Origin of the sequence: Mesorhizobium ventifaucium, assembly GCF_935822925.1 — a bacterium.
GTDB lineage: Bacteria > Pseudomonadota > Alphaproteobacteria > Rhizobiales > Rhizobiaceae > Mesorhizobium > Mesorhizobium ventifaucium.
Window position 1 is genome coordinate 186,230 of record NZ_CAKXZS010000034.1, and the last position, 20,395, is coordinate 206,624.

Here is a 20,395-nt window from a genome sequence, read left to right on the forward strand (position 1 = left end):
ATTGACGAGTACACGGCCTAGGCGAACCACCAGCGTTCGGCGATCTTCAACCCGTCCATCGGCCAGTTCGACGCCACCTCGCCATGGGCGAGAGCCGTGGTGTGGGCATCGACATAGGAGTTGAAGAACAGGTTCACCAGCCCGCCGTCGTCATGAAGCAATTGCTGCATTTCGGCATACATGCCGGCACGCTTGGTATCGTCGATCTCCGAGCGGGCGGCGACGAGCAGCTCATTAAAGCGCGGATTTTTCCAGAACGTTTCGTTCCACACCGCTTCCGCCGCATAGGCGACGGTGAACATCCAGTCGCACGTCGGCCGGCCGGCCCAGTAAGAGGCGAAGAATGGCTTCTTGAGCCAGACATTGTCCCAGTAGCCCTCGTTGGGCTCCCTGATCACATTCAGGTTGAGCCCGGCCGCCCGGGCATGCTCCTGCCAGAGGAAAGCCGAGTCGGTCGCACCCGTGAACCCGGCATCCGCGACCGACAGGTCGAACCGGGTGTTCTCGACCCCCGCCTTCTTGAGGAGGCTCTTGACCATGTCGGGGTCGTAGACGTGCTTCGGCTGCGGATCGATCGCGAACTTGACGGTCGGTGCGATCGGATTGTCGTTGCCGATGGCGCCGTGGCCGAGAAACACCTTCTGCACGATCTCCTCGCGATTGAGCGAGTACTTGATCGCATTCCGCACATCGGGATTGTCGAAGGGCGCCTTCTGGACGTTCATGACATAGACGTAATGGCCGTAGCCCGTCGTCTCCAAGATCGCGAGATCGGGGTTCTGCTTCAGAATGTCGAGCGTCTTCAGGTCGCAGCGATCCATGTAGTGGACCTCGCCGGTGTAGAGCGCGTTGGTGCGCGCCGTTACATCATTGATCGCCAGGCATTCGACACGGTCGAACCAGCCCTTGTCGGATTTGAAGTAGCTCGGGTTCTTGTTGAAGGTGGCGATGACGCCGGGCTCGAATTTCTCGAGCATATAGGGGCCGGTGCGGATGCCCGACTCCCAGTCGACGCCGCCCTCTTTCGCCGGCATGACCGGGATGTCCGACATGATGTAGGGGAAGTCGGCATTGCCGCCGTCGAGTTTGAACACCACCGTCTCGGCACCGTCGGCGACGACATTCTTGACCGAAGCCAAGAGCGATTTCATCACCGATTTCGTGCCCTCGATGGTATGATGCCTGATTGAGGCCACGACATCGTCGGCGGTAACCGTCTTGCCATTGTGAAAGGTGGCTCCTTTCTTCAGTTTGAACACCCACTTCTTGGCGCCGTCTGACGGCTCAAAGCTCTCGGCGAGGTCGGGGACCACGTTGCCCTTGGAATCGATCTCGGTCAGGCTATTCGATAAGGTTCCGAATAGCGCGGTGCCGGTGAACGGGTTGACGTTGGTGCTACCCGGGTCCAGTGAATCGGTGGCGGCGGCATCGCCGATGCCGATCTTCAAGGTGCCGCCCTTCTTGGGCTCGGCGCGCGCGACCCTGACGAACATCGCATTGGCGGCCGTGGCGGTAAGGCCGGCGGCGAGCGCCAGCTGAACAAAATCACGACGCGAAACCCTGCCTTTCGCGGCAAGCTTGGCGACCGACTGCAGCTTCAATTCGAATTCCGTCATTTCCTGGTTTCTCCTTCAGATCCAGATGGAGAACGGGCATGTCCAAGAGGAAACGAGGAGGCGCATCCCCTGACGAGATGGGCCGGTAACCTCCCTGTTCGTTCTTGTTCTTGTTTAATTCCTCCGTCGCGGGGCCAGACGGTTTCGACCCGCGGCAGATCATAGCGGGCCCGAGTGTGGCGGGCAAACCGGCCGACGCTCGCGAGGCGTGCTACATGCAACCGGGCGTTCTGCTTTCACCTATTCGAGATTCTTCGGGCTTTGGATCGCTTTTTGCAATGGGCGATCTGAAACAGGCGGCTGAGGTGTTCGGAGAAGGCGTCAGGCGAAACCCAGATGCAACTGCGCTCTTTCTACCTTTCAGTTCCGTGCTGGCGCAGCTCGGTCGCCGGGAAGAAGCCAGACAAATGCTACTGAAGTTCCGACCGGGTTTAGACCAGAAAGGGCTCGAAAACCTTCCCGACACCTTACACCTCTCGTTCAAATGGGATTATGAACACGCAAGCGTCCGGGAGCGCCTGAATGACGATGTCCGTATCGCTGCGCTGCCGCTGGACGTCACCGTTACGAGCCTGGAAGCAGAGCTTGAGACCGGCAATCCCTTTTCCCAGCAATATGCAGCAAAGCGACTGGGCTGGTTTGGACCAGCGGCATCACAAGCCGTTCCGGCACTGGTTGAAGCGCTTAAGGTTGAATATCTCCGCCGGAGGCCATCGAGGCGCTGGGAAAGATCGGGCCTCCGGCACGAGCTGCGATACCTGCGCTCGGGGCACTCCAGAATGAAGCTCTGGTTGGCATTTACGCAAAGGACGCGCTGTCCAAAATCAGAGGAACGCGCGCCAGGGATTTTCGCTTGTGGCGTAAGATCGCCATTGCCAGTATCCCATGAATGTCAACGGCCGGCGCAACGGCCAACATGCGGCGCAAAGCCGACGTGCCGGAAAGGGGCCGGAAGCGGACCGTCCGCAGTCGGGACGAAACTATCAGCAAGCCGCCATTTTCGGAGGACCTTCAGTTCGGAGCCTGTAGCAGACTGGCAGCTCCTGGCATCTAGAGAGCGGTAGCAGACATTCACCCTGGTTGGATTGAAGTCTCCAACTGACCATCGCGCGAGCTTGGCCGCTCCCGACTGACGCCTGATACTGCTTGACATCGACTCTCCGTTCGGGAAACAGTGGTCAGACCACTGTAAGGCCAGTGAAAGGAAGAGCGTCCGATGTCAACGATGCTTGCCGAGGGCCACGACCTGTCGGGTGCAGAGAAGGTGTTCACCTTCTTCCGCGACGCGTTGCTGAACGGCACCCTAAAACCGGGCGAGCGCCTGCTGGGCGAGCGTGAACTGTCGCTGAGCCTCAGCGTGTCTCGGCCGCTGCTGCGCGAGGCATTGCGCTCGCTTGCTATGCTCGGCTTCCTCGATATCCGCCATGGCAAGGGCGCCTACGTCCGCCAGGCCGACATCAACGTCCTCTCGGATTTCTTCACCTTCAGCCTCGCTCAGCAGCCCGACATCCTCGACGACGTGATGCAGGCACGCATTGCGATCGAGTGCCAGGCGATCCGGCTTGCCTGCGAGCGCGCGACGGAAAGCGATCTGAAGCGCATCGGCTCGAAGCTCACCCGGCTGATGGACACGTTGCACGATCCGATTGAGGGCGGCGCAGCCGACTTCGCTTTCCACCAGGCGATCGTCGAGGCCGGGCACAGCGAGGCACTGACCACGCTCTACGGCGCGATCGGCGAATTGCTCCGCCGCAGCCATGTCCAGCGGCGCGAAGTGACCGTCTCAGAGCCCGGCATCGTGGACTATCTCGTGGAAGCGCACCGCGAAGTGTTTCTATCGATTGTCGATCGCGATCCGGACGCGGCCGACCGCAAGCTCCGCGACCATTTCGCCATCGGCGACGAATTCCGTCGCCGCAGCCTCATCTCGGCCTTCGCCCGGAGGCCGCAGACCTAAGCAATAGGCATGAAAATCAAGGGAGGATTTCCGACATGCTGCACAGGACCATCATCAACGCATTGACAGGCGCGGCCGTCGCGCTCGTCATGACGGGCGCAGCGCTCTCCGCCGAGCTGCGCTACGCTCATGTGGGTGCCGAGGGTGATATCCAGACGATCTACGCCGCCGAGGCCGCGAAAGGCATCGCCGCAGCCACGAACAACGAAGTGACCGTGACGGTCTATCCGGCGAGCCAGCTCGGCGGCGTCGCCGAGATGGTCGACGGCGTCAAGATGGGCTCGATTTCGATGGGCCACCATGACTTCGCCTCGCTCGCACGCCTTGTGCCTGAGGTCGCGGTGTTCAACGCTCCCTTCATCTACCGTGACGGTGCGCATGCGCTTGCCGCAACCGACCCGGCGACGTCACCCGCGCTGCAGGCGATCAACGAGAAGCTCGTCGCACAGGGTGTGCGCATCATCGGCCGCATCTACCGCGGCGACCGCCAGATCTCGTCCAATTTCCCGGTCAAGACGCCGGCCGATCTCGCCGGCAAGCCGTTCCGCGCCGTCCCACTCGAGCTGTGGGTCTCGATGGTCAAAGGGTTCGGCGCTATCCCCACGCCGGTCGAGGTCGCGGAATTGCCGACAGCCCTGATGACGGGCGTGGTGGTCGGGCAAGAGAACCCGCTGACCATGATCGCCTCGAACAACCTCAACGAAGTGCAGTCACATATCTCGATGACCGGCCACATGCGTGCCGTCCTCGCCGTGTTCGTCAATGAAGAGGTCTGGCAGGGCCTGACTGAGGCGCAGCGCGCCTCGATCACCAAAGTGCTCGACGACGAGGCAAAGAAGTCGCTGCAGATGGCCCAGGATGGCGAGGCCAAGCTCGTCGAAGAGCTGAAAGGGCGCGGCATGACCATCATCACCGAAGCCGACGGGCTGGACATTGCCGCATTCCGCGACGGCGTCAACAAGCAGATCACGCAGGACTTCCCGAACTTCACACCGCTGATCGAGCAGATCCAGGCGGTCAAGTGATCGACCACGGCCGGGACTCGCGCCCCGGCCAACCCCTTTGGTAAATTGTCGCCGCCAGCGCCGGTCCGCCGGCCGGAAGGGAGGAAGCGATGCGCATCGCCGAACGCATTCTTACAGCTTTCGTGGTCATTATCATGGTCGGCCTCGTGCTCGTGCCGACCGCGCAGGTGATCATGCGTGGGGTCTTCGTGCTGCCTTTCATCGGGGCCGAGGAATTCACGCGCTTCCTGCTCATCTGCCTGGTCTTCTGCGCCTATCCACTGGTGGTGCAGAACGGTGAGAACATCGTGATGGGCGAATTCAAAGCCGCGATGCCGGGGCGCCTGCGCGGGATCGTCAACTGGTCGATCTCGATCGGCGCTATCGCTGCGACCGGCTTCCTCGCCTATGTCACGGCAACCAACATTTCGAGGAACCTAGCCAACGCGACGCCGACGCTCGGCATCCCGTTCTGGATCTTCCTGGGCGCGACCTTGTTCGGCTTCGCCGGCGCGGCTCTTGTCCACCTCCTCCACCTGCGCAAGCCGCCGCAGGCCGACACCAATATCGCGGTCTGACATGGGTTTCGCGGTCGTCATCGCCTTCCTGGCGCTCTTCATGCTCGGCTTTCCGGTGGTCTATGCCATCCTCCTGCCGTCCATTGCCTACGTAGTCATCGAAGGCCTTCCGCTCGGCCTCCTTGCACAGCGCGTCACTTATGCGCTCGATTCCTTCCCGCTGGTTGCGGTTCCGCTTTTCATCTTCGTCGGCAATCTGATGAACCTATCGGGGATCACCGACCGCATCTTCCGATTTGCCTACACGCTGGTCGGCCGCGTGCCGGGCGGTCTGGCGCAGGTGAATGTATTCGGCAGCTTGGTCTTCTCCGGTATGTCGGGCGCCGCGCTCGCCGATATCGGAGGACTCGGACGCATCGAGATCGATGCGATGAAGAAGCGCGGATTCGACGCCTCCTTCGCAGGCGCCGTCACCGGCGCCTCGGCGACACTGGGGCCGATCTTCCCGCCGTCCATTCCCCTGATCGTCTACGGCTCGGTGACGAGTGTCTCGATCGTGCAGCTCCTGGTCGCGGGTATCGTGCCCGCCATAGTGTGCACTGCGCTCCTGATGCTGACGGTGCTCGTGGTGGCGACAATCCACAAGCATCCGCGGGCCGATCGCTGGCCGACGCCGTGGGAAGTGGGACGCGACCTCCTGCCGGCGCTGCCCGCGATCGTGGCGCCCGCCCTGATGATTGCCGGCATGACAGCCGGCGCCTTCACGCCGACCGAGGCGGCGGCCATCACCGCCGTCTACGTCATCCTCATCAGCGGCTTGCTCTACCGCGAATTGACGGTCGATCATCTGTGGAACTCGGCCGTGCTCACCGCGCGCAGTTCCTCGGCGATCCTGATCATCGTGGCGGCCGCGGCCCTCTTTGGCTGGATCCTCGCGGTCGAGCAGGTGCCGCAGAGCTTCGCGGCCGCACTGCTGGGCCTCTCGCGCGATCCGGTGATGCTACTCGTCATCGCGAATCTCATCTTCTTTGTGGCGGGCATGTTCCTGGATTCCACGACGGCCACACTGCTGCTGGTGCCGATCATCGCGCCGCCGCTGGTGCTGGCAGGCGTCGACCCGGTTCAACTCGGCATCGTGACGATCTTCAATCTGATGCTCGGCCTGCTGACACCGCCGATGGGCCTGTCGCTGTTTCTGGTGGCCGACATCGCCAAGGTCTCGATCCGGCAACTGCTCAAGGCGCTGCTGCCGTTCTACATCCCGCTGCTGGCCACGCTTGCGATCCTGACCTTCGCGAAGGATCTCACCTTGTGGCTGCCCCGCATGATCACTCAGTAACCCTGGAGAATTCTGAAGATGCGCATCGTAATCGGTTCCGACCACGCCGGCTTCCCGCTCAAGGCGACAATCATCGATCATATAAAGTCCCTGGGACACGATGTGCACGACGCCGGATCTTACGATTCCAGACCGGTGGACTTTCCGGACATCGCCAAGACGGTGACGTCATCGATCATCGAGGGCAAGGCGGAGCGCGGCCTGATGGTCTGCGGCACGGGGGTCGGCGCTTCAATCGCGGCTAACAAGGTGAAGGGTATCCGTGCGGCGGTATGCCACGACGTGCATTCGGCCCACCAATCGGTCGAGCACGACGACGTGAACGTCATGTGCATCGGCGCACAGATCGTCGGTGCCTGGCTCGCCAAGGACCTTGTAACGGCCTATCTCGCGGCCGAGTTCTCGACCGACGAGGATTTCCGCCGCCGTGTACGTAAGCTCGCCGAGATGGATGGCGAGCGGTAGTTTCAAGGCAAGAAGGCACTATCGGGGCCGGTTCCGGACCGTCCGCTTTCGGGCATCGGCCGTGAGATAGCTGCCATTCAATTACCGGTGACCGAATGGCAGCTACCGACCCCTTTGCGGACATGGGGAGCTACTTCGAACAAATATGTAAGCTGCCGTTCCACATCCAATCCAATAGCAGTTCTTCGGGCCTACCATACCAGATTGGTGTACCTTTGCTTCTGTAGGCTCTAAGCGATTCCAAGGTGCTGCTTTTTGCCTTTCCAGTGCGGAAGGAACATCATCAAAGCCCGGCTCCCGTAGCACCGGATGACCGGCGCGATGCGCGAGTGAAACACACGAACGGCACATGAATGTTGGACTTGTTTACTCCGCGATTCCGGAAAGAAAAACTCCACAATCACTTTCGTCTCATCTCGGCCGACCCTGACTACGCAAAGGCCCAGCCCATCATTCAAAACTGGGCGACTGGCCTGCTGGATCGAAGGGGAGAGAGTCAGAAATTCATCAACGAATTTCAAACGACGTTTAATTCCTCGATGTGGGAACTCTATCTGAACAGAGCGCTGATCGATTTGGGATGCAGTGTCGACTTTTCAAAGTCAGCACCGGATTTCTTCGTCCGAGGACCCGGAAACTACGAGTTCAACATAGAGGCTGTCGTCTCCGACCAGCCTCCGACCGCGAAGCAGCAGAAGACCTTTAACGAGCAAGATTTCAAAACCCGTGGTGCGCTGAAACTTGCCGGGAAGATCAGGGATAAGCTGGATCTTTACCGCGGAAGCAATGGAAAGAAACACCCGTATTCCTCGATGAGCCACGTGCGCGATCGGCCATTTGTCATTGCAATCGCCCCCTTCGATAGCGACCTCTCGCTCACTCAAAACAACGAACTCATCAACATGGTCCTTTTGGGCTTGACGCCACCTGTGCTCGAAGGGCCAGACCTAGGAAAGCAAGACAAGATGACCTCTCTCCGGAAGCCTTCGGGTGCGCAAGTTGACATGGGAGTTTTCACGAACGATTCGTTTAAAGAGATCAGCGCCGTTTTCTTCTCTACGCTCGGAACCTTTGGAAAAGCAGTCGTCGAAAGTAAGATTGATAGGCTCGTCCGGGCGACCCGTTATAGGGTGATCGACAAGGACAGGATTGCGCCCGGTTCGGAGCTCTGGCAGGTCGGGACGCACCGGTTTCAGTTCGCCGCGCTGAACTACCTCCTCACGCAACGACGGGAGAGCGAGCATCAGATCGGCGGTGCAGATATGCTTATTCAGCACTCATCGTTTCATCGTGAAACTCATCTGGATGGGCTTCAGGTCTATTTCAATCCGTATGCAGAGGTGCCATTTGACCCAAAATTCCCATGGCCCGTAGAAATCGCTCTCAATTATTACGACGTCGAAAGCGGTGAGCACATCCAAGCGCATCCTGACGGCGCGCTCGTTTCAAGGCAGGTTTATGAAATAACCCCCGCATACATTCGGCTTCTGCTCGGCAGATACGGTTTTATTCGGTGATTGTTGGCCGCATTGGGGAGGCTTCAAGATAGATTCCTATGTCCGCATCCTGAGCTCTGCGCTCAAGAGCGGACTGACGGCAACCCACCCCATCTCAACCATCGACGGCCCTGAGTTGGAACGGCAGCCTTTGGGAGATGAGGGTCCTAGCTTGAACGTTCGAAATGGGGGCGCATGTCGGACCGGCAGATTTGGGGCTGTTAACGGACTGTCTGGTTTCAAGCGTCCATGCGCAACTAGCTGCCGCAGAAGCTGACGGCAAGAACGACCGTTCTCCACCCCATTCTGTCTTTAAACTCGACTCGCCATGCCGGGGTCAGTCGCGCGATACGGGCAGCCCCGCCAGAAGCGGTGCGTAGGCGACAAGCTTCCGGGACACGAACTCGGTGAAGAGCCGCACGCGCTTGGTCTTGCGTGTCTCCCCCTGTGTAAGGAGCCATAGTGTGCCGTACATATGCAAGTCCGTGCCCGGCACTCTCACGAGCAGAGGGTCTGCATCTCCGACAAAGCACGGCAGCGTCCCAATCCCGAGTCCTTGCCGTAAAGCAACGATCTGCGCTGCGGCGTCCGTGGTCCTAAAAGGAACCCCTGTGGTGCGAACCTCACCCTCGCTCGCCCATTCCGGAATGCCATGCATGCTTATGATGATCCACCGGAAGGGATCAGGCGCGCCTGCACGCCATGCAGCTAGTCGATCGCGGGAGGTATAGACCCCCCCCGAACAGCTCCGGGCCTTTCGAGCCGTGAAGATTGAGCGGCAGGGTTTGGCGGTCGTAAACCACGCGGATCGCGACGTCGGCCTCTCGGTTGGTCAGGTTTGCCAACTCGCCGGACGACACGACATCCATTTCGATGTCCGGATGCAGACGCGCGAAATCGGCAAAGTCCGGCATGAGCAGGTGTGTCGCAAGGATCGGTGTCAACGTCACCCTCAGAAGCCCGCTCACGCTTTGGTCGCGGCCGAAGACGCGCGTTTCCAGCTGGTTCGACGACGCTTCCATCTGGTTCGCGAGCTCGAGCACCTCCTCGCCCGTAGCCGTCAGGCGGTAGCCCGAAGGCAGCTTTTCGAACATCTGCGTCCCGAGGCGCTCCTCGAGCTGCGCAATGCGTCGCAACACCGTCGCGTGGTTCACACCGAGTCGCTTGGCGGCGGCCCGAACCGAGCCTCCCCGAGCGGCGGCAAGAAAGTACCGGACATCATCCCAGTCGATCATGGTGCATTCCCGCGCCGCGCGCTGCCGCTTACGAAGCCATCCTAACACGTTGAGGCTTGGCGCAAACGGTCGTTTTGCCATTCTCAGCCGGTGGCCGGAGCGTTTACGCACCACCGATGTGCACACTTGCGCACTGAATGCCTCAGGCAGGTGGACCCATCTTAAGCGTGTCAGGGGTCCTCCCCGACAGCCAACGACTCAGACGCCGAAGCGAAGGATGCACGACATGACCAGATTGAATGGAAAGACCGCCGTCATCACGGGCGGCGCCACCGGCATCGGCCTCGCAGCCGCAAAGCGCTTCATCGAGGAAGGCGCCTTCGTCTTCATCTTTGGCCGCCGGCAGGAAGCCCTCGACGCCGCAGTATCCGACCTCGGGCCCAATGCTCGCGGGGTGAAGGGCTCGGTTTCCGAACCGGCCGACCTCGACCGGCTCTACGCGGCAGTGAAGGCCGAGCGCGGAAGCCTCGACATCGTCTTTGCCAATGCCGGAGCTGGAGGCCCGCTTGCGCTCGGCAAGATCACCGCCGAGCACATCGACGAAGCCTTCGACACCAATGTGAAGGGTACGATCTTCACGGTCCAGCAGGCGTTGCCCCTGATGGGCCCAGGCGGTTCGATCATCCTGACCGGATCGAGCGCCGGCACCACCGGCGCCCCGGGATTCACCGCCTACAGCGCGAGCAAGGCTGCCGTGCGCAACCTCGCGCGCACCTGGGCGGAGGATCTGAAGGGTACTGGCATCCGCGTGAACGTGCTGTCGCCCGGGGCGACGGCGACCGAACTGGCGAAAGAAGCCTTGGGAGAGGAGGGCCAGAAGGCTTACGGCGCGATGACTCCGCTCCAGCGCATGGCCGATCCGGCGGAAATCGGGGCCGTGGCCGCCTTTCTCGCATCGTCGGACAGCAGCTTCATGACCGCCAGCGAGGTCGCCGTCGATGGCGGCCTGGCGCAACTCTGAGCGCCACGCCCGGCCGGTCACTCCGATTATCCGCAAATACAAGGACGAAATCAAATGGAACAGGCTCTTAAGGGAAAGACCGCTCTCGTTACCGGGGCATCGCGGGGCATTGGCCGCGCTATCGCCGAACGTCTGGCGAAAGATGGAGCGACGGTCGCACTGACCTACAACGCCAGCATATCTGGCGCGGCCGAGGCGGTCTCGGCCATCGAGAAAGCTGGAGGTACTGCGTTCGCGATCCACGCGGACCTTCTTAGCCCGGGAACCGTCCCGACCTTGTTCGAGAAACTCGACGAGGAGTTCACCAAGCGCAACGGAAGCAGGGCCCTCGACATCCTGGTCAACAACGCTGGCAATGCCGGCTGGGTTGGCTTCAAAGACGCGACGCCAGACAGTTGGGACGCCGTAATCGCGGTCTACGCCCGCGCTCCGTTCTTCATTGTTCAGGCCGCAATGAGTCGTCTCGCCGATGGCGGAAGCATCATCAACATCTCTTCCGCCGCCGCCACGAAGCCCGTGACAGCCGCGCCCATTTACTCGATGGCCAAGGCGGCCATCAACAACCTCACCCATGCGCTCGCGTCCGAGGTGGGGCCACGCGGAATTACCGCGAACGCCGTAGCGCCGGGCTTTACACGAACGGACGCGAACGCCGCCTTCCGAGAGAACCCCGAACTCGTAAAGGCGGTCGAGGCTCAAATCGCGCTGGGACGCTTTGGCGAACCTTTGGAAATCGCCGCCGTCGTGGCGTTCCTGGCCTCTGATGAAGGCCACTGGGTGACCGGCCAGACGATTGAGGCAAGCGGCGGCTACAAGCTCTGACCGCACCGACAAACCAAAGGAGAATGGATATGAGTTACGCAATTATCGGCTTCGGCAAGATCGGTCACGCTCTCGCCAAGGCATTTGCCCGTAAGGGTATCGAAGTATTCGTTACGACAACGCGCGACCCGGAAAGCTTTGCGGCCGACGCAAAGCCGCAATCGGGCGCGAGGTAATTCCCACAACGCTGGCGCAAGCCGTCAAGGCGGACATCATCTTTTTGGCTGTCCGTTTCGATCAGCACGCTGATGTCGCGAAGGCGCTCCCCACCTGGCAGGGCAAGATCATCGTCGATGTCACCAATGCCTACGGCGTGCCCCCAGAACAACTGGGAGGCCAGCCCTCTTCCAAATTCGTCGCGCAGGCCTTCACCGGTGGACGACTGGTCAAGGGCTTCAACCATCTGGTCGCTGGCGTTCTCGAACAAGATCCGGTCGTCCACGGCGGCAGGAGAGTCGTGTTCCTGGCGAGCGACGATGACGGCGCGGCAGCGGAGGTTGGTGCGCTTGCGGAGGATCTCGGTTTCGCGCCAATCAAGCTTGGCGGGCTTTCGGAAGGTGGACTGTTAGTCCTGGCGCGCGGAAACGCCTGGGGTCACCTGATCTTCACGGACCTGGTCAAGTTCGACTGATGACCGCGACGTCCCTACCCGCAGAGAATACGTAACCCACGCGATCGGATCGAGCGCTCTCCGATCCGAGCAAAATGGAGAAATAGCCATGAGCCTTGAGAAGAACATCCAGACCGTGAAGGACTTTTTCGCCGCAATCGGCCGCAGCGACAGGGACGCCCTGCTTTCGCTGGTCGCCGACGACATCGAGTGGATCATCCCGGGTAAGGACTGGCCGCTGGCCGGAACGCACCGCGGACATGTGGGGCTGACTGATTTGCTTGAGACGGCATCTAAGTCGATCGAAACATCTACGGAACCGCGCGAGTTCGTGGCGCAGGGGGACCGGGTCCTGGTCGTCGGTTTCGCCAGGGGAAGGATCAAAGCCACGAACAAGACGTTCGAGGACGACTGGGTCTTCGCCATCACGGTCCGGGACGGCAAACTGACCAGCATCCGGGAATACGTCGATACGCAAGCGCTGGCCCTGGCCGCGCGGATAGAAGCCCCGCATGCCGCGCGCTCGTCGAATACGTAACCCTAAGGAGAATCCGATGTACGACCAATCCAAGCTATCCGAGTTGATCCGGTTCGCACTTGTAGATGCGGGCTCCATTGTCATTGACGTTTACCCGGGCGACGGCGACTGGACGCGCCTGTTCTCCGACATTGTGGGACCGGAAGGTCAGGTCACCAGCTTCGTGCCCGCCGAAGTCGCCGACTTCAAGAACGACCCGGTCGGCAACATGCAGACGCTTGCGAAGGAGCCTGGGCGAGAGAACGTCCAAGCCGTCTCGGCGGACCTCGTCGCGATGGCGGAGGCCACGCGGCCAGCCGATGTCGTGTGGCTGCATCTGTTCTACCACGATCTCCACACCGCGCTGATCCAGAAGAAGGGTGCGACGGCAGCCGACTTCAATCGAGCCGTATACGAGCGGCTGAAGCCCGGCGGGTTCTACGTCATCGTCGACCATGCAGCCGCTGCGGGCACGGGCTTGAGCGACACCCAGTCGCTGCATCGGATCGACCCCGCCTCCGTCCGCAAGGAGGTGGAGGCGGCCGGCTTCGTGCTGGACGCGGAAAGCACCATCCTTGCGAACAAGGAGGATGCGCACTCGATGAAGGTCTTCGATCCCTCAATCAAGGGCCAGACTGATCGCTTCGCGTTTCGGTTTATGAAGCTCTGACGGGTCAAGGTGCCGACTTTTGTTTCGAGCTTCCAGTGCGTGCATGCAAGTCTAACAACAGCGTGCCTTGCCTGCCTTCACGAGGCCGGCCTTTAACTATCGATGGGCGAGCGGTGCGAAGTGGCGCGATAGAAGCTGAGGCACACGCGCATCGATGAGCATGGCCTCACTTGAAACGGAGGCGATGAAGCGTTGAATACAGCTGCGTGCGCCGAGGTCGCGCCTCTCGTCTACGGCCAACGAGCGCCTCCAGAAAGGTTTGATCAGTCGATTTGGGCGATGAGGCTTTCCCGTGCATGATCGGCATCCACATTCGAGACCATCTAAGGAAAAGCCATGCCTAAAGGATCGGACCTCTTTGTTGCTGCCCTGGAGAACGAGGGGGTCGATCGCATATTCGGGGTTCCGGGCGAGGAGAATCTAGACCTTCTGGAATCGCTGCGCACGTCTCAAATCAAGCTTATTCTGACACGTCACGAGCAGGCCGCCGCGTTCATGGCTGCAACGCATGGACGGTTGACCGGCAGACCCGGCGTCTGTCTGGCGACACTCGGACCGGGGGCGCTGAATTTCTCGACCGGTGCGGCCTTCGCCCATCTCGGCGCGATGCCGATGATCCTCATTACCGGACAGAAAGCGGTAATGAGCGCTAAGCAGGCTCGCTTCCAAATCGTGGATATAGTCGCCTTGATGAAGCCGCTCACCAAGATGACGCGACAGATTGTGAGCGCAGCCAGCATTCCTTCGATCATACGCGACGCCTTCAGGGTGGCAATGGAAGAGCGGCCGGGGCCCGTACATCTCGAATTGCCCGAAGACATCGCGGGTGACGAAACTGAGGATGTCGCCGTCATTGCGCGCCACCCACTGGAACGCCCAATCGCGAGCCCCGCGGCGGTGGATAGCGCAGTCGAGAAGATTCTCGCCGCAAAGCGGCCGCTCGTCATGGTCGGTGCGGCTGGCAGCCGGCCATCGCTGGCCGAACCGCTGTCAACGTTCGTTGCCCGTACGGGACTGTTCTTCTTTAACACGCAGATGGGCAAGGGCGCCGTTAACGGCGGCTCCAACCTCTACGTAGGAACGGCTGCGTTATCCGAAGGCGACTACGTTCACGAGGCGATTGAACGCGCCGATCTGATCATTTCCATCGGTCACGACACGGTCGAGAAACCGCCTTTTCTGATGAGAAGTGCGGGCGGGCCGAAGGTCATCCATATCGGCTATCAGTCGGCGACGGTCGAGCAGGTCTATCACCCGGATCTGGAGGTGATCGGCGACATCGGTGCCTCGGTTGAAGCACTGGCTGCGCGCCTCGAAGGGCGGTTGTCCGTCCATCAAGGAATGGCAGACCTGCGCCAGCAGATACTCGCCCGCATCAACGATCGGTCCGAGGAAAACCGCTTTCCGGTCACACCCCAGCGTCTTGTCCACGATATCCGTAAGGTCATGCCGGATGACGGCATCGTTTGCCTCGACAATGGCATGTACAAGATCTGGTTTGCGCGAAACTACCGTACGCATGTCGCAAACACCCTGCTTCTCGACAACGCGCTCGCCACGATGGGTGCAGGCTTACCTTCAGCAATGATGGCGGCCGTGCTTAACCCCGGCCGTCGCGTTATGGCTGTCTGCGGCGACGGCGGTTTCATGATGAACTCGCAGGAAATGGAAACAGCGGTTCGGCTCGGTCTGAACCTCGTCGTGGTCATCCTCAACGACAGCGCTTACGGTATGATCCGCTGGAAGCAGGCGGTAGATGGATTCCCCGATTTCGGGGTGAGCTTCGGCAATCCTGATTTTGTACGCTATGCCGAGGCATACGGCGCCAAGGGATCGAGGGTTACTGCCGTGCAAGACCTCGTTCCTACGCTGGATGCCGCTTTCGCCGGTGGCGGTGTCCATCTTGTCGATGTTCCGATCGACTACTCTGAAAATACCCGCGTTCTTATCGACGAGTTGCGCAACCGCAGGCCGGATGTGGAATGCGCGTGATCCGGAAAAAAGTCAAAGGATGCTGATGGTCGCGCAACCACCGAGCTGTCACGGAGATCGGGACTGACGATCCGGCGATGAACCTCGTTGCGAAACATGTTTCTTCCGAGACCGGCTGGGAAACCTCCCTTTAGCTAGAGCTCAGAAACTCCTTCCAAAATGCGATCGGTGAAGTCGCCCGAGGAATGTCCGCTTTCGGTGGATGACCTCGATAGTGCAAATGACCGACATCAGGCGCAAAGCAGCCATGCCGCCGTCGCGTGTGAGACTCTGCTTCGGGTCACAAGCAGAACAGCAGCCCCCTACGGCTCGTCCCTCTCATCGCGCAAATTAGACACAACGCGGCGGTTCTGCGACCTGCAGGCGGTGTCGGGGCAGTCGCGGACGAGCCTGTCCTTGCCGTAGCCCTTGGCCCACATGTGGTTGCGGTCTATGCCGCCGGCGGCGAGGTAGTCCATCACCGCATCGGCGCGCTGCTGCGACAGCGCCGTTTCACTTGCGCCGGGATCGTCGGCGAAACCCTGCAGCTTGAGCAGCCAGCGCGGATGCTTTGCTAACCAGGCGATCTGGGTGTCGAGGGTAGCCTTGGCGACAGAATCGAGCGCGGCCGAACCTTGCGTGAAATAGGTGCGGCGGCCGACATTGAGGATAAAATCCTCCTCGCTGCCCGGCTGCACGTTCTGGAAGCCGGCAACCTCGGTGTTGGTGATGTCGGGCGTGGAAGGGGCCAGCGTGTTGCTGGTCGAGCAGGATGCGGCCAGCATCAGCAGGCCGGCGGCGAGCAGCCGGCGCGTGTTTTCAATTATGCGGTTCATGAGGCGCCAATCATTCGACAGTGGTGGAAGCGGGCGCCTGGTCGGCGATGTGCGGCAGGACCTGGACCGCGGTGCCGATCGGGCAGCGCTGGTAGAGGTCGATGATGTCTTCCGGGAACATGCGGATGCAGCCGCTGGAAGCGTCGGTGCCGATGCTCCATGGCTCCAGCGTGCCATGCAGGCGATAGCCGGTGTCGGCGCCGTTGCGGTGCAGATAGAGCGCGCGCGGCCCGAGCGGATTGTTGGACGCGCCGCCTGCGACCATGTGCGGTAGGTCCGGCTTGCGCTTACGCATTTCGGGGGGCGGGACCCATTGCGGCCACAGCGCGCGGCGGTCGATCGTCGCGCGGCCGAACCATTTGAAGCCGTCCTTGCCGACGCCGACGCCGTAGCGGATGGCGGTCTTGTTTTCCATGATGACGTAGAGGAAGTGGTGGCGGGTATCGACCACGACGGTGCCGACCGGCTCGCTGCTGAAATACTTGACGATCTGGCGATGCCATCTCTTGTCGATCTTGGCGAAGTTGGTCTTGCGATAGACAAAATTGTTGTCGCTGGCGGTACCGGCGAAAAAGGATTTTGCCGCCGCGGCTTGAGCAATATTGCTGGTTGCACCCACCGCGACCAGCGCCAGGCCGCCGAGCACGACACCCCTGCGTGATAAAACCATCGGCAATATTCCCCTCATGCCAAAAGCCTGGCGGACCATAGTTGAGAATTACTTCGCCTCAAAGTGGAAAATGCTGCGTTGCTTCAGTCCGCCGTGTCCGGACATTCGGCAATTTGGCGGCGAGTGACCGAATTGTGACAATCTTGCCGAGGACGAACGTCTAACCTAAACCCATTCCAGGACATTAACCAAATTGGCGCGACTGTTTGGGACCGGGCGTAGTTGCGACATTGCCCTATCCGGACGTGTGAGCAATCCCGTAGGCAAACCGTGATGCATGCTTTTTTTCGTTCGGTTGCTGCGATGATTGTGGTGTCCGGCGTGGCAGGTTGCACCAGCATTTCCTACTACGCACAATCCTTGAAGGGTCACGTGGAGATCATGGTGGCGCGCCAGGATGTCGGAGAGCTGATCGACGATCCTTCAACCCCTGGGACATTGCGCGCTCGAATGGCATCGGCGAGCGCCATCCGACAGTTTGCGATAGATGAACTAGCGCTGCCGGACAACAATAGCTACCGCAGCTATGTTGACGTTGGTCGGGACGCCGTGACATGGGCCATCTTCGCAGCGCCGGAATTCTCGCTGACGCCACGAACATGGTGCTTTCCGGTGTTCGGATGCGTTCCGTACCGAGGATACTTCTCCAAAAGGTCTGTGGTTGAAACCGCTGTCGAGCTTCAGAGACAGGGCCTGGACGTCTATGTGACGGGCGTCACTGCATATTCCACGCTTGGCTGGTCAAGTGACCCGCTGCTAAGCACCATGCTCAGCCAAGATGAAGCGGGTCTTGCAGGGCTGGTGTTCCATGAGCTGGCCCACCAGCGCGTCTACGTACAGGACGATTCCGCGTTCAACGAAGCGTTCGCTGCCGCTGTCGAAACAACCGGGGTAAGAAAGTGGCTGCGCGCGAATGGGGATACTGCCGGTTTGCGCCGTTACGAAGCCGACCGGAGGCGCAGAGCTCAATTTCTTGCGCTGGTGTCGCAGACCCGAGACGAGCTAAGGCACGTCTATGACGACTCCAGTACCTCGGACCAGAAGCGGGCTGCAAAGACAGCCGCGATCGAACGGCTGCGGATGCGCTACCGACAGATGCGCGACAGTCGCTGGCGTGGGTACCGGGGATACGATGTCTGGTTCGATTCTCCGATTAACAACGCGAAGCTCGCCGCGACTTCCGTCTACGGCGATCGGGTGGCGACGTTTCTCCGCTTGTTCGATTTGTGTTCGGGCGACTATCCACGATTCTTCGCGTCGGTTCGACGGATAGGAGCGTTAGACAAATCTGACCGCGCCGAAGCGCTCAAGGCGGCAGATTCATGCGATTGAGCCGGTCAAATCCGAAGGCCAGAAGCGGCGAATCGGTCGCTGATGTACTCGGCAGCCGGCGCAGGTGATTGAATTGACCATTTGTCGCCCGATTTCCAAGGTACTTGACGGCGGCGGGGCCGGAAGCCGCATGTCGGGCCGATAGAAGCCAAAAGCGGACTTGCCTGAACCCCTGCGGGATTGCCGGCGGGCCGTGGCGCCTCAGTGTGCTCCCCTACGAGGCCGAAAACCTCACGCTCACGCCGCGCTGCCGAAAATAAGCCTGCATCAGTTTGCGGCCCGAACGGTTGTTCTGCGCCAGCCTGGTCGGATCGAACACCGCCTGTTCTATCCCCTCTCGCGCCAGCGCTGCTTTGAGCGCCGCGATATGTGCGTCGATGTCGGCATTGTTCGCCCGGAGCGACGCATAGATGCTGTCGGTCGCCTCGGCCACGGTCGGCTCGCTCACGGATGTACTCCTTTGGCTATTCGGGCGGCGGCTTAGCACAGATCAACGGCTTCGCCGATACCGATAAGACGGCTAGATTGGCGGCAACAGTGTTCCTTGGGGTCGGTTGTGAATCATAGGTTCCGCCTGAGTCGGAGATCGCAAGCCATGTCGACACGAACGAGTGAGGAGGATTGGACGCACACGTTCGAGTATCCGGGCTTGCCTGCCGCGACGCGGGCGGGAGGTGGCTCCGCGCGGGCGTGGCCTGAGGAAGTTCACCTCAAATTGCTCTTCGGAAACAGCACGCGATCGGGTTTTGCATTCATTCGCGCCAGCATTTCCTTGATCAAGCGTGTTTTGGTGCGCCCCGCTTCCTTCGGCGGCACGAGGTAACGCACGATGGCCTCGAGCCAAGTGTTTTCACTGACGCGAAAATGAACCACGGGATGCTCCTTCACTTCGAGTTCGTCCACCGGCGTTTGCGACAGGATGTGCTTATAGACCTTCACCTTCTGGCTCATGATGTCGCCGATCTGCTCGTCAACGACCTCTCTCATGGTTTTCGCTACGAATTCCAGATCGCTTTCATAAGCGAGCTGGAACTTGATTTCGTTCCAGACATAGGGAAACAGCGGCCAGGAATAGTTGAAGACCGGCGTGTCAAACACGGTGGAGTTCGGAAACTTGATGACGCGTCCGCTCGGATGATCGGTCCAAAGATGTTCGCCGCCGAATTCCCATAACGTCGTGTCGAGATAGCTTACATCAATGACATCGCCATGGGCATCGCCGATGCGAATCCGGTCGCCAACGCGATAAGGCGCCCTGGCCAGAATATAAAGCCACGCGATGAAACTGGAGATCGGCATTTGCAGCGCAAAGCCGAGAATCAGCGAAATCAGGCCGAGTGAAACAACCGCAGTGTACCAGTTCACAAACAAGACTGAAATGGCCACGAAGACGATGGCGACGACGACGACTAATCGAAAAATACGTTGCAAGTTGAAGCGCGAAACACGATTGGGAATTCGGCCAATGAGAAAGACTTCGATAACATTCGCAACGGTCAGCATAACGAAAATGAGAAGGCCGCCCCTGACGTAGTTCAGCACGCGAACGCGCAAAGGCGCGTCAAGCCATTCTAAGCGCCAATTGATCAGGACTTGGATGCCAAAAAGCAGCAAGGCAGCGGCAGCGAAACCAACCGTCCACCAGACGTCTTCCTTGCGAAGGCTGAAGCGGAATTTTTCGGGCTTTTTCGCCTTCTGTTCCATAGTTTTTGGATCAGCAGTCTGTTGCGCGGCCCGTTCGAGTCGGGAAAGGTTCTCCTGTTCCTTGGCGCGCGGTTCCATGGGTTCACCTCCCGATGTGGCCATCAACACCCAGCCAGTGCCTTCTCGTTCTTCGACGGCGGCATTGCGGCAACGACCCAATGTCAGTCGCTGACTGGCTCCTTGCCGGTCCCCGAAAGCTGGCCTTCATTCCCGTCCTTGGTGAAATAGGGCGGCAAGCACGTCGCCACCATATTCGGCAAATGCCTTATAGCTCGATCCGAAATTAAGTTGAGTTTGGTATCAGCAGCTCCCGAGAGCCCACCGGTAGAGATCTCGACTGTTCATCGAGCGGCCGTTGGTTCGAATTCGCTCTTCCGGCGGGATCATGCCGGCGGATAGCCGCCATCCATTGGATTGCACGGTTGACTCGAGCCCATCACAACGACTGAGCGAACGGCGGGATTCGGGATCGAGCTGGGCGTCGACGAACGGCTGAGATCAGGCGCAAAGCGGCGGCCATTCGCGGTGGGATAGACATAAGTCGCCTTTGGGTCATGGGCTTGAATTCGGCCGGGGCAAACGAACTTCCGCTTAAGGTGGACTTTGCCGTTTCTGAAGACGCAGAAGCGCTCGATCCCAAAAGGCAAAATTGCGTGGCAATCGACGGCCAGC

The 20,395-nt window shown here is 60.2% G+C and carries 17 protein-coding genes and 2 pseudogenes; 13 read left to right on the plus strand and 6 right to left on the minus strand.

Features of this window, described 5'->3' with window-relative positions:
* Nucleotides 1-17: 17 nt before the first annotated feature.
* Complete coding sequence (locus tag NMG70_RS26430; protein ID WP_254027229.1) at nucleotides 18-1,616, minus strand: ABC transporter substrate-binding protein; 1,599 nt, start codon at nucleotides 1,614-1,616, stop codon at nucleotides 18-20.
* A gap of 1,216 nt (nucleotides 1,617-2,832) precedes the next feature.
* On the opposite strand from NMG70_RS26430, the gene NMG70_RS26435 reads away from it, so the two are divergent.
* From NMG70_RS26435 to NMG70_RS26460, 6 genes are all read left to right on the plus strand, one after another.
* Nucleotides 2,833-3,573 carry a FadR/GntR family transcriptional regulator gene (locus NMG70_RS26435; protein WP_254027230.1) on the plus strand — a complete coding sequence of 247 codons (741 nt, stop codon included), beginning with the start codon at nucleotides 2,833-2,835 and terminating at the stop codon, nucleotides 3,571-3,573.
* A 35-nt stretch (nucleotides 3,574-3,608) separates the two neighbouring features.
* The gene (locus NMG70_RS26440) at nucleotides 3,609-4,598 is read left to right on the plus strand and encodes a TRAP transporter substrate-binding protein (RefSeq protein WP_254027231.1); all 990 of its coding nucleotides are present in this window, start codon (nucleotides 3,609-3,611) and stop codon (nucleotides 4,596-4,598) included.
* Between the two features lie 89 nt (nucleotides 4,599-4,687).
* Nucleotides 4,688-5,155, plus strand: coding sequence for a TRAP transporter small permease (locus NMG70_RS26445; protein ID WP_254027232.1), 468 nt, complete (start codon nucleotides 4,688-4,690; stop codon nucleotides 5,153-5,155).
* 1 nt (nucleotide 5,156) lies between these two features.
* The gene (locus tag NMG70_RS26450; protein ID WP_301555187.1) at nucleotides 5,157-6,434 is read left to right on the plus strand and encodes a TRAP transporter large permease; all 1,278 of its coding nucleotides are present in this window, start codon (nucleotides 5,157-5,159) and stop codon (nucleotides 6,432-6,434) included.
* Nucleotides 6,435-6,452: 18 nt separating this feature from the next.
* Nucleotides 6,453-6,899, plus strand: a complete 447-nt coding sequence (rpiB, locus tag NMG70_RS26455; RefSeq protein ID WP_254027234.1) for a ribose 5-phosphate isomerase B — start codon at nucleotides 6,453-6,455, stop codon at nucleotides 6,897-6,899.
* A 353-nt stretch (nucleotides 6,900-7,252) separates the two neighbouring features.
* Nucleotides 7,253-8,416 (plus strand): hypothetical protein, encoded by a 1,164-nt coding sequence (locus tag NMG70_RS26460; RefSeq protein WP_254027235.1) that lies wholly within the window; start codon nucleotides 7,253-7,255, stop codon nucleotides 8,414-8,416.
* Between the two features lie 316 nt (nucleotides 8,417-8,732).
* On the opposite strand, the pseudogene NMG70_RS26465 reads toward NMG70_RS26460, so the two are convergent.
* Nucleotides 8,733-9,630: pseudogene (locus NMG70_RS26465) on the minus strand (LysR family transcriptional regulator).
* A gap of 226 nt (nucleotides 9,631-9,856) precedes the next feature.
* Here NMG70_RS26465 and NMG70_RS26470 point away from each other — a divergent pair.
* The 6 genes and pseudogenes from NMG70_RS26470 to NMG70_RS26495 all read left to right on the plus strand — a co-directional run bounded on the left by NMG70_RS26470 (nucleotide 9,857) and on the right by NMG70_RS26495 (nucleotide 15,202).
* The gene (locus tag NMG70_RS26470; RefSeq protein ID WP_254027236.1) at nucleotides 9,857-10,591 is read left to right on the plus strand and encodes an SDR family NAD(P)-dependent oxidoreductase; all 735 of its coding nucleotides are present in this window, start codon (nucleotides 9,857-9,859) and stop codon (nucleotides 10,589-10,591) included.
* 54 nt (nucleotides 10,592-10,645) lie between these two features.
* Entirely contained in the window at nucleotides 10,646-11,413 is a 768-nt protein-coding gene (locus NMG70_RS26475) for an SDR family NAD(P)-dependent oxidoreductase (protein ID WP_254027237.1), read from the plus strand.
* Between the two features lie 29 nt (nucleotides 11,414-11,442).
* Nucleotides 11,443-12,044: pseudogene (locus NMG70_RS26480) on the plus strand (NADPH-dependent F420 reductase).
* An 88-nt stretch (nucleotides 12,045-12,132) separates the two neighbouring features.
* Nucleotides 12,133-12,561 carry a nuclear transport factor 2 family protein gene (locus tag NMG70_RS26485; RefSeq protein WP_254027238.1) on the plus strand — a complete coding sequence of 143 codons (429 nt, stop codon included), beginning with the start codon at nucleotides 12,133-12,135 and terminating at the stop codon, nucleotides 12,559-12,561.
* A 16-nt stretch (nucleotides 12,562-12,577) separates the two neighbouring features.
* Nucleotides 12,578-13,210 carry a class I SAM-dependent methyltransferase gene (locus NMG70_RS26490; protein WP_254027358.1) on the plus strand — a complete coding sequence of 211 codons (633 nt, stop codon included), beginning with the start codon at nucleotides 12,578-12,580 and terminating at the stop codon, nucleotides 13,208-13,210.
* A gap of 336 nt (nucleotides 13,211-13,546) precedes the next feature.
* The gene (locus tag NMG70_RS26495) at nucleotides 13,547-15,202 is read left to right on the plus strand and encodes an acetolactate synthase large subunit (RefSeq protein WP_254027239.1); all 1,656 of its coding nucleotides are present in this window, start codon (nucleotides 13,547-13,549) and stop codon (nucleotides 15,200-15,202) included.
* 302 nt (nucleotides 15,203-15,504) lie between these two features.
* On the opposite strand, the gene NMG70_RS26500 is transcribed toward NMG70_RS26495, so the two are convergent.
* The gene (locus NMG70_RS26500) at nucleotides 15,505-16,017 is read right to left on the minus strand and encodes an OmpA family protein (RefSeq protein WP_254027240.1); all 513 of its coding nucleotides are present in this window, start codon (nucleotides 16,015-16,017) and stop codon (nucleotides 15,505-15,507) included.
* Between the two features lie 10 nt (nucleotides 16,018-16,027).
* Nucleotides 16,028-16,687 (minus strand): L,D-transpeptidase, encoded by a 660-nt coding sequence (locus tag NMG70_RS26505; RefSeq protein WP_254027241.1) that lies wholly within the window; start codon nucleotides 16,685-16,687, stop codon nucleotides 16,028-16,030.
* Between the two features lie 273 nt (nucleotides 16,688-16,960).
* Between NMG70_RS26505 and NMG70_RS26510 the strand changes: the two genes are divergently transcribed.
* Nucleotides 16,961-18,019: an aminopeptidase gene (locus NMG70_RS26510; protein ID WP_254027242.1), complete on the plus strand. Its 1,059-nt coding sequence runs from the start codon at nucleotides 16,961-16,963 to the stop codon at nucleotides 18,017-18,019.
* Nucleotides 18,020-18,233: 214 nt separating this feature from the next.
* Here NMG70_RS26510 and NMG70_RS26515 read toward each other — a convergent pair whose 3' ends face one another.
* The gene (locus NMG70_RS26515; RefSeq protein ID WP_254027243.1) at nucleotides 18,234-18,467 is read right to left on the minus strand and encodes a hypothetical protein; all 234 of its coding nucleotides are present in this window, start codon (nucleotides 18,465-18,467) and stop codon (nucleotides 18,234-18,236) included.
* A 257-nt stretch (nucleotides 18,468-18,724) separates the two neighbouring features.
* Nucleotides 18,725-19,801: a mechanosensitive ion channel family protein gene (locus NMG70_RS26520; protein ID WP_254027244.1), complete on the minus strand. Its 1,077-nt coding sequence runs from the start codon at nucleotides 19,799-19,801 to the stop codon at nucleotides 18,725-18,727.
* Nucleotides 19,802-20,395 lie beyond the last annotated feature (594 nt).

Excerpts from the sequence above, each read along its gene's own strand:
- NMG70_RS26440 (WP_254027231.1), top strand. The coding sequence starts at position 3,609 with ATGCTGCACAGGACCATCATCAACGCATTGACAGGCGCGGCCGTCGCG.
- NMG70_RS26475 (WP_254027237.1), top strand. The coding sequence starts at position 10,646 with ATGGAACAGGCTCTTAAGGGAAAGACCGCTCTCGTTACCGGGGCATCG.
- NMG70_RS26435 (WP_254027230.1), top strand. The coding sequence starts at position 2,833 with ATGTCAACGATGCTTGCCGAGGGCCACGACCTGTCGGGTGCAGAGAAG.
- NMG70_RS26430 (WP_254027229.1), bottom strand. The coding sequence starts at position 1,616 with ATGACGGAATTCGAATTGAAGCTGCAGTCGGTCGCCAAGCTTGCCGCG.
- NMG70_RS26460 (WP_254027235.1), top strand. The coding sequence starts at position 7,253 with ATGTTGGACTTGTTTACTCCGCGATTCCGGAAAGAAAAACTCCACAAT.
- NMG70_RS26450 (WP_301555187.1), top strand. The coding sequence starts at position 5,157 with ATGGGTTTCGCGGTCGTCATCGCCTTCCTGGCGCTCTTCATGCTCGGC.
- NMG70_RS26495 (WP_254027239.1), top strand. The coding sequence starts at position 13,547 with ATGCCTAAAGGATCGGACCTCTTTGTTGCTGCCCTGGAGAACGAGGGG.
- NMG70_RS26445 (WP_254027232.1), top strand. The coding sequence starts at position 4,688 with ATGCGCATCGCCGAACGCATTCTTACAGCTTTCGTGGTCATTATCATG.
- NMG70_RS26500 (WP_254027240.1), bottom strand. The coding sequence starts at position 16,017 with ATGAACCGCATAATTGAAAACACGCGCCGGCTGCTCGCCGCCGGCCTG.
- NMG70_RS26490 (WP_254027358.1), top strand. The coding sequence starts at position 12,578 with ATGTACGACCAATCCAAGCTATCCGAGTTGATCCGGTTCGCACTTGTA.
- NMG70_RS26520 (WP_254027244.1), bottom strand. The coding sequence starts at position 19,801 with ATGGAACCGCGCGCCAAGGAACAGGAGAACCTTTCCCGACTCGAACGG.
- NMG70_RS26470 (WP_254027236.1), top strand. The coding sequence starts at position 9,857 with ATGACCAGATTGAATGGAAAGACCGCCGTCATCACGGGCGGCGCCACC.
- NMG70_RS26510 (WP_254027242.1), top strand. The coding sequence starts at position 16,961 with ATGCATGCTTTTTTTCGTTCGGTTGCTGCGATGATTGTGGTGTCCGGC.
- rpiB (WP_254027234.1), top strand. The coding sequence starts at position 6,453 with ATGCGCATCGTAATCGGTTCCGACCACGCCGGCTTCCCGCTCAAGGCG.
- NMG70_RS26505 (WP_254027241.1), bottom strand. The coding sequence starts at position 16,687 with ATGGTTTTATCACGCAGGGGTGTCGTGCTCGGCGGCCTGGCGCTGGTC.
- NMG70_RS26485 (WP_254027238.1), top strand. The coding sequence starts at position 12,133 with ATGAGCCTTGAGAAGAACATCCAGACCGTGAAGGACTTTTTCGCCGCA.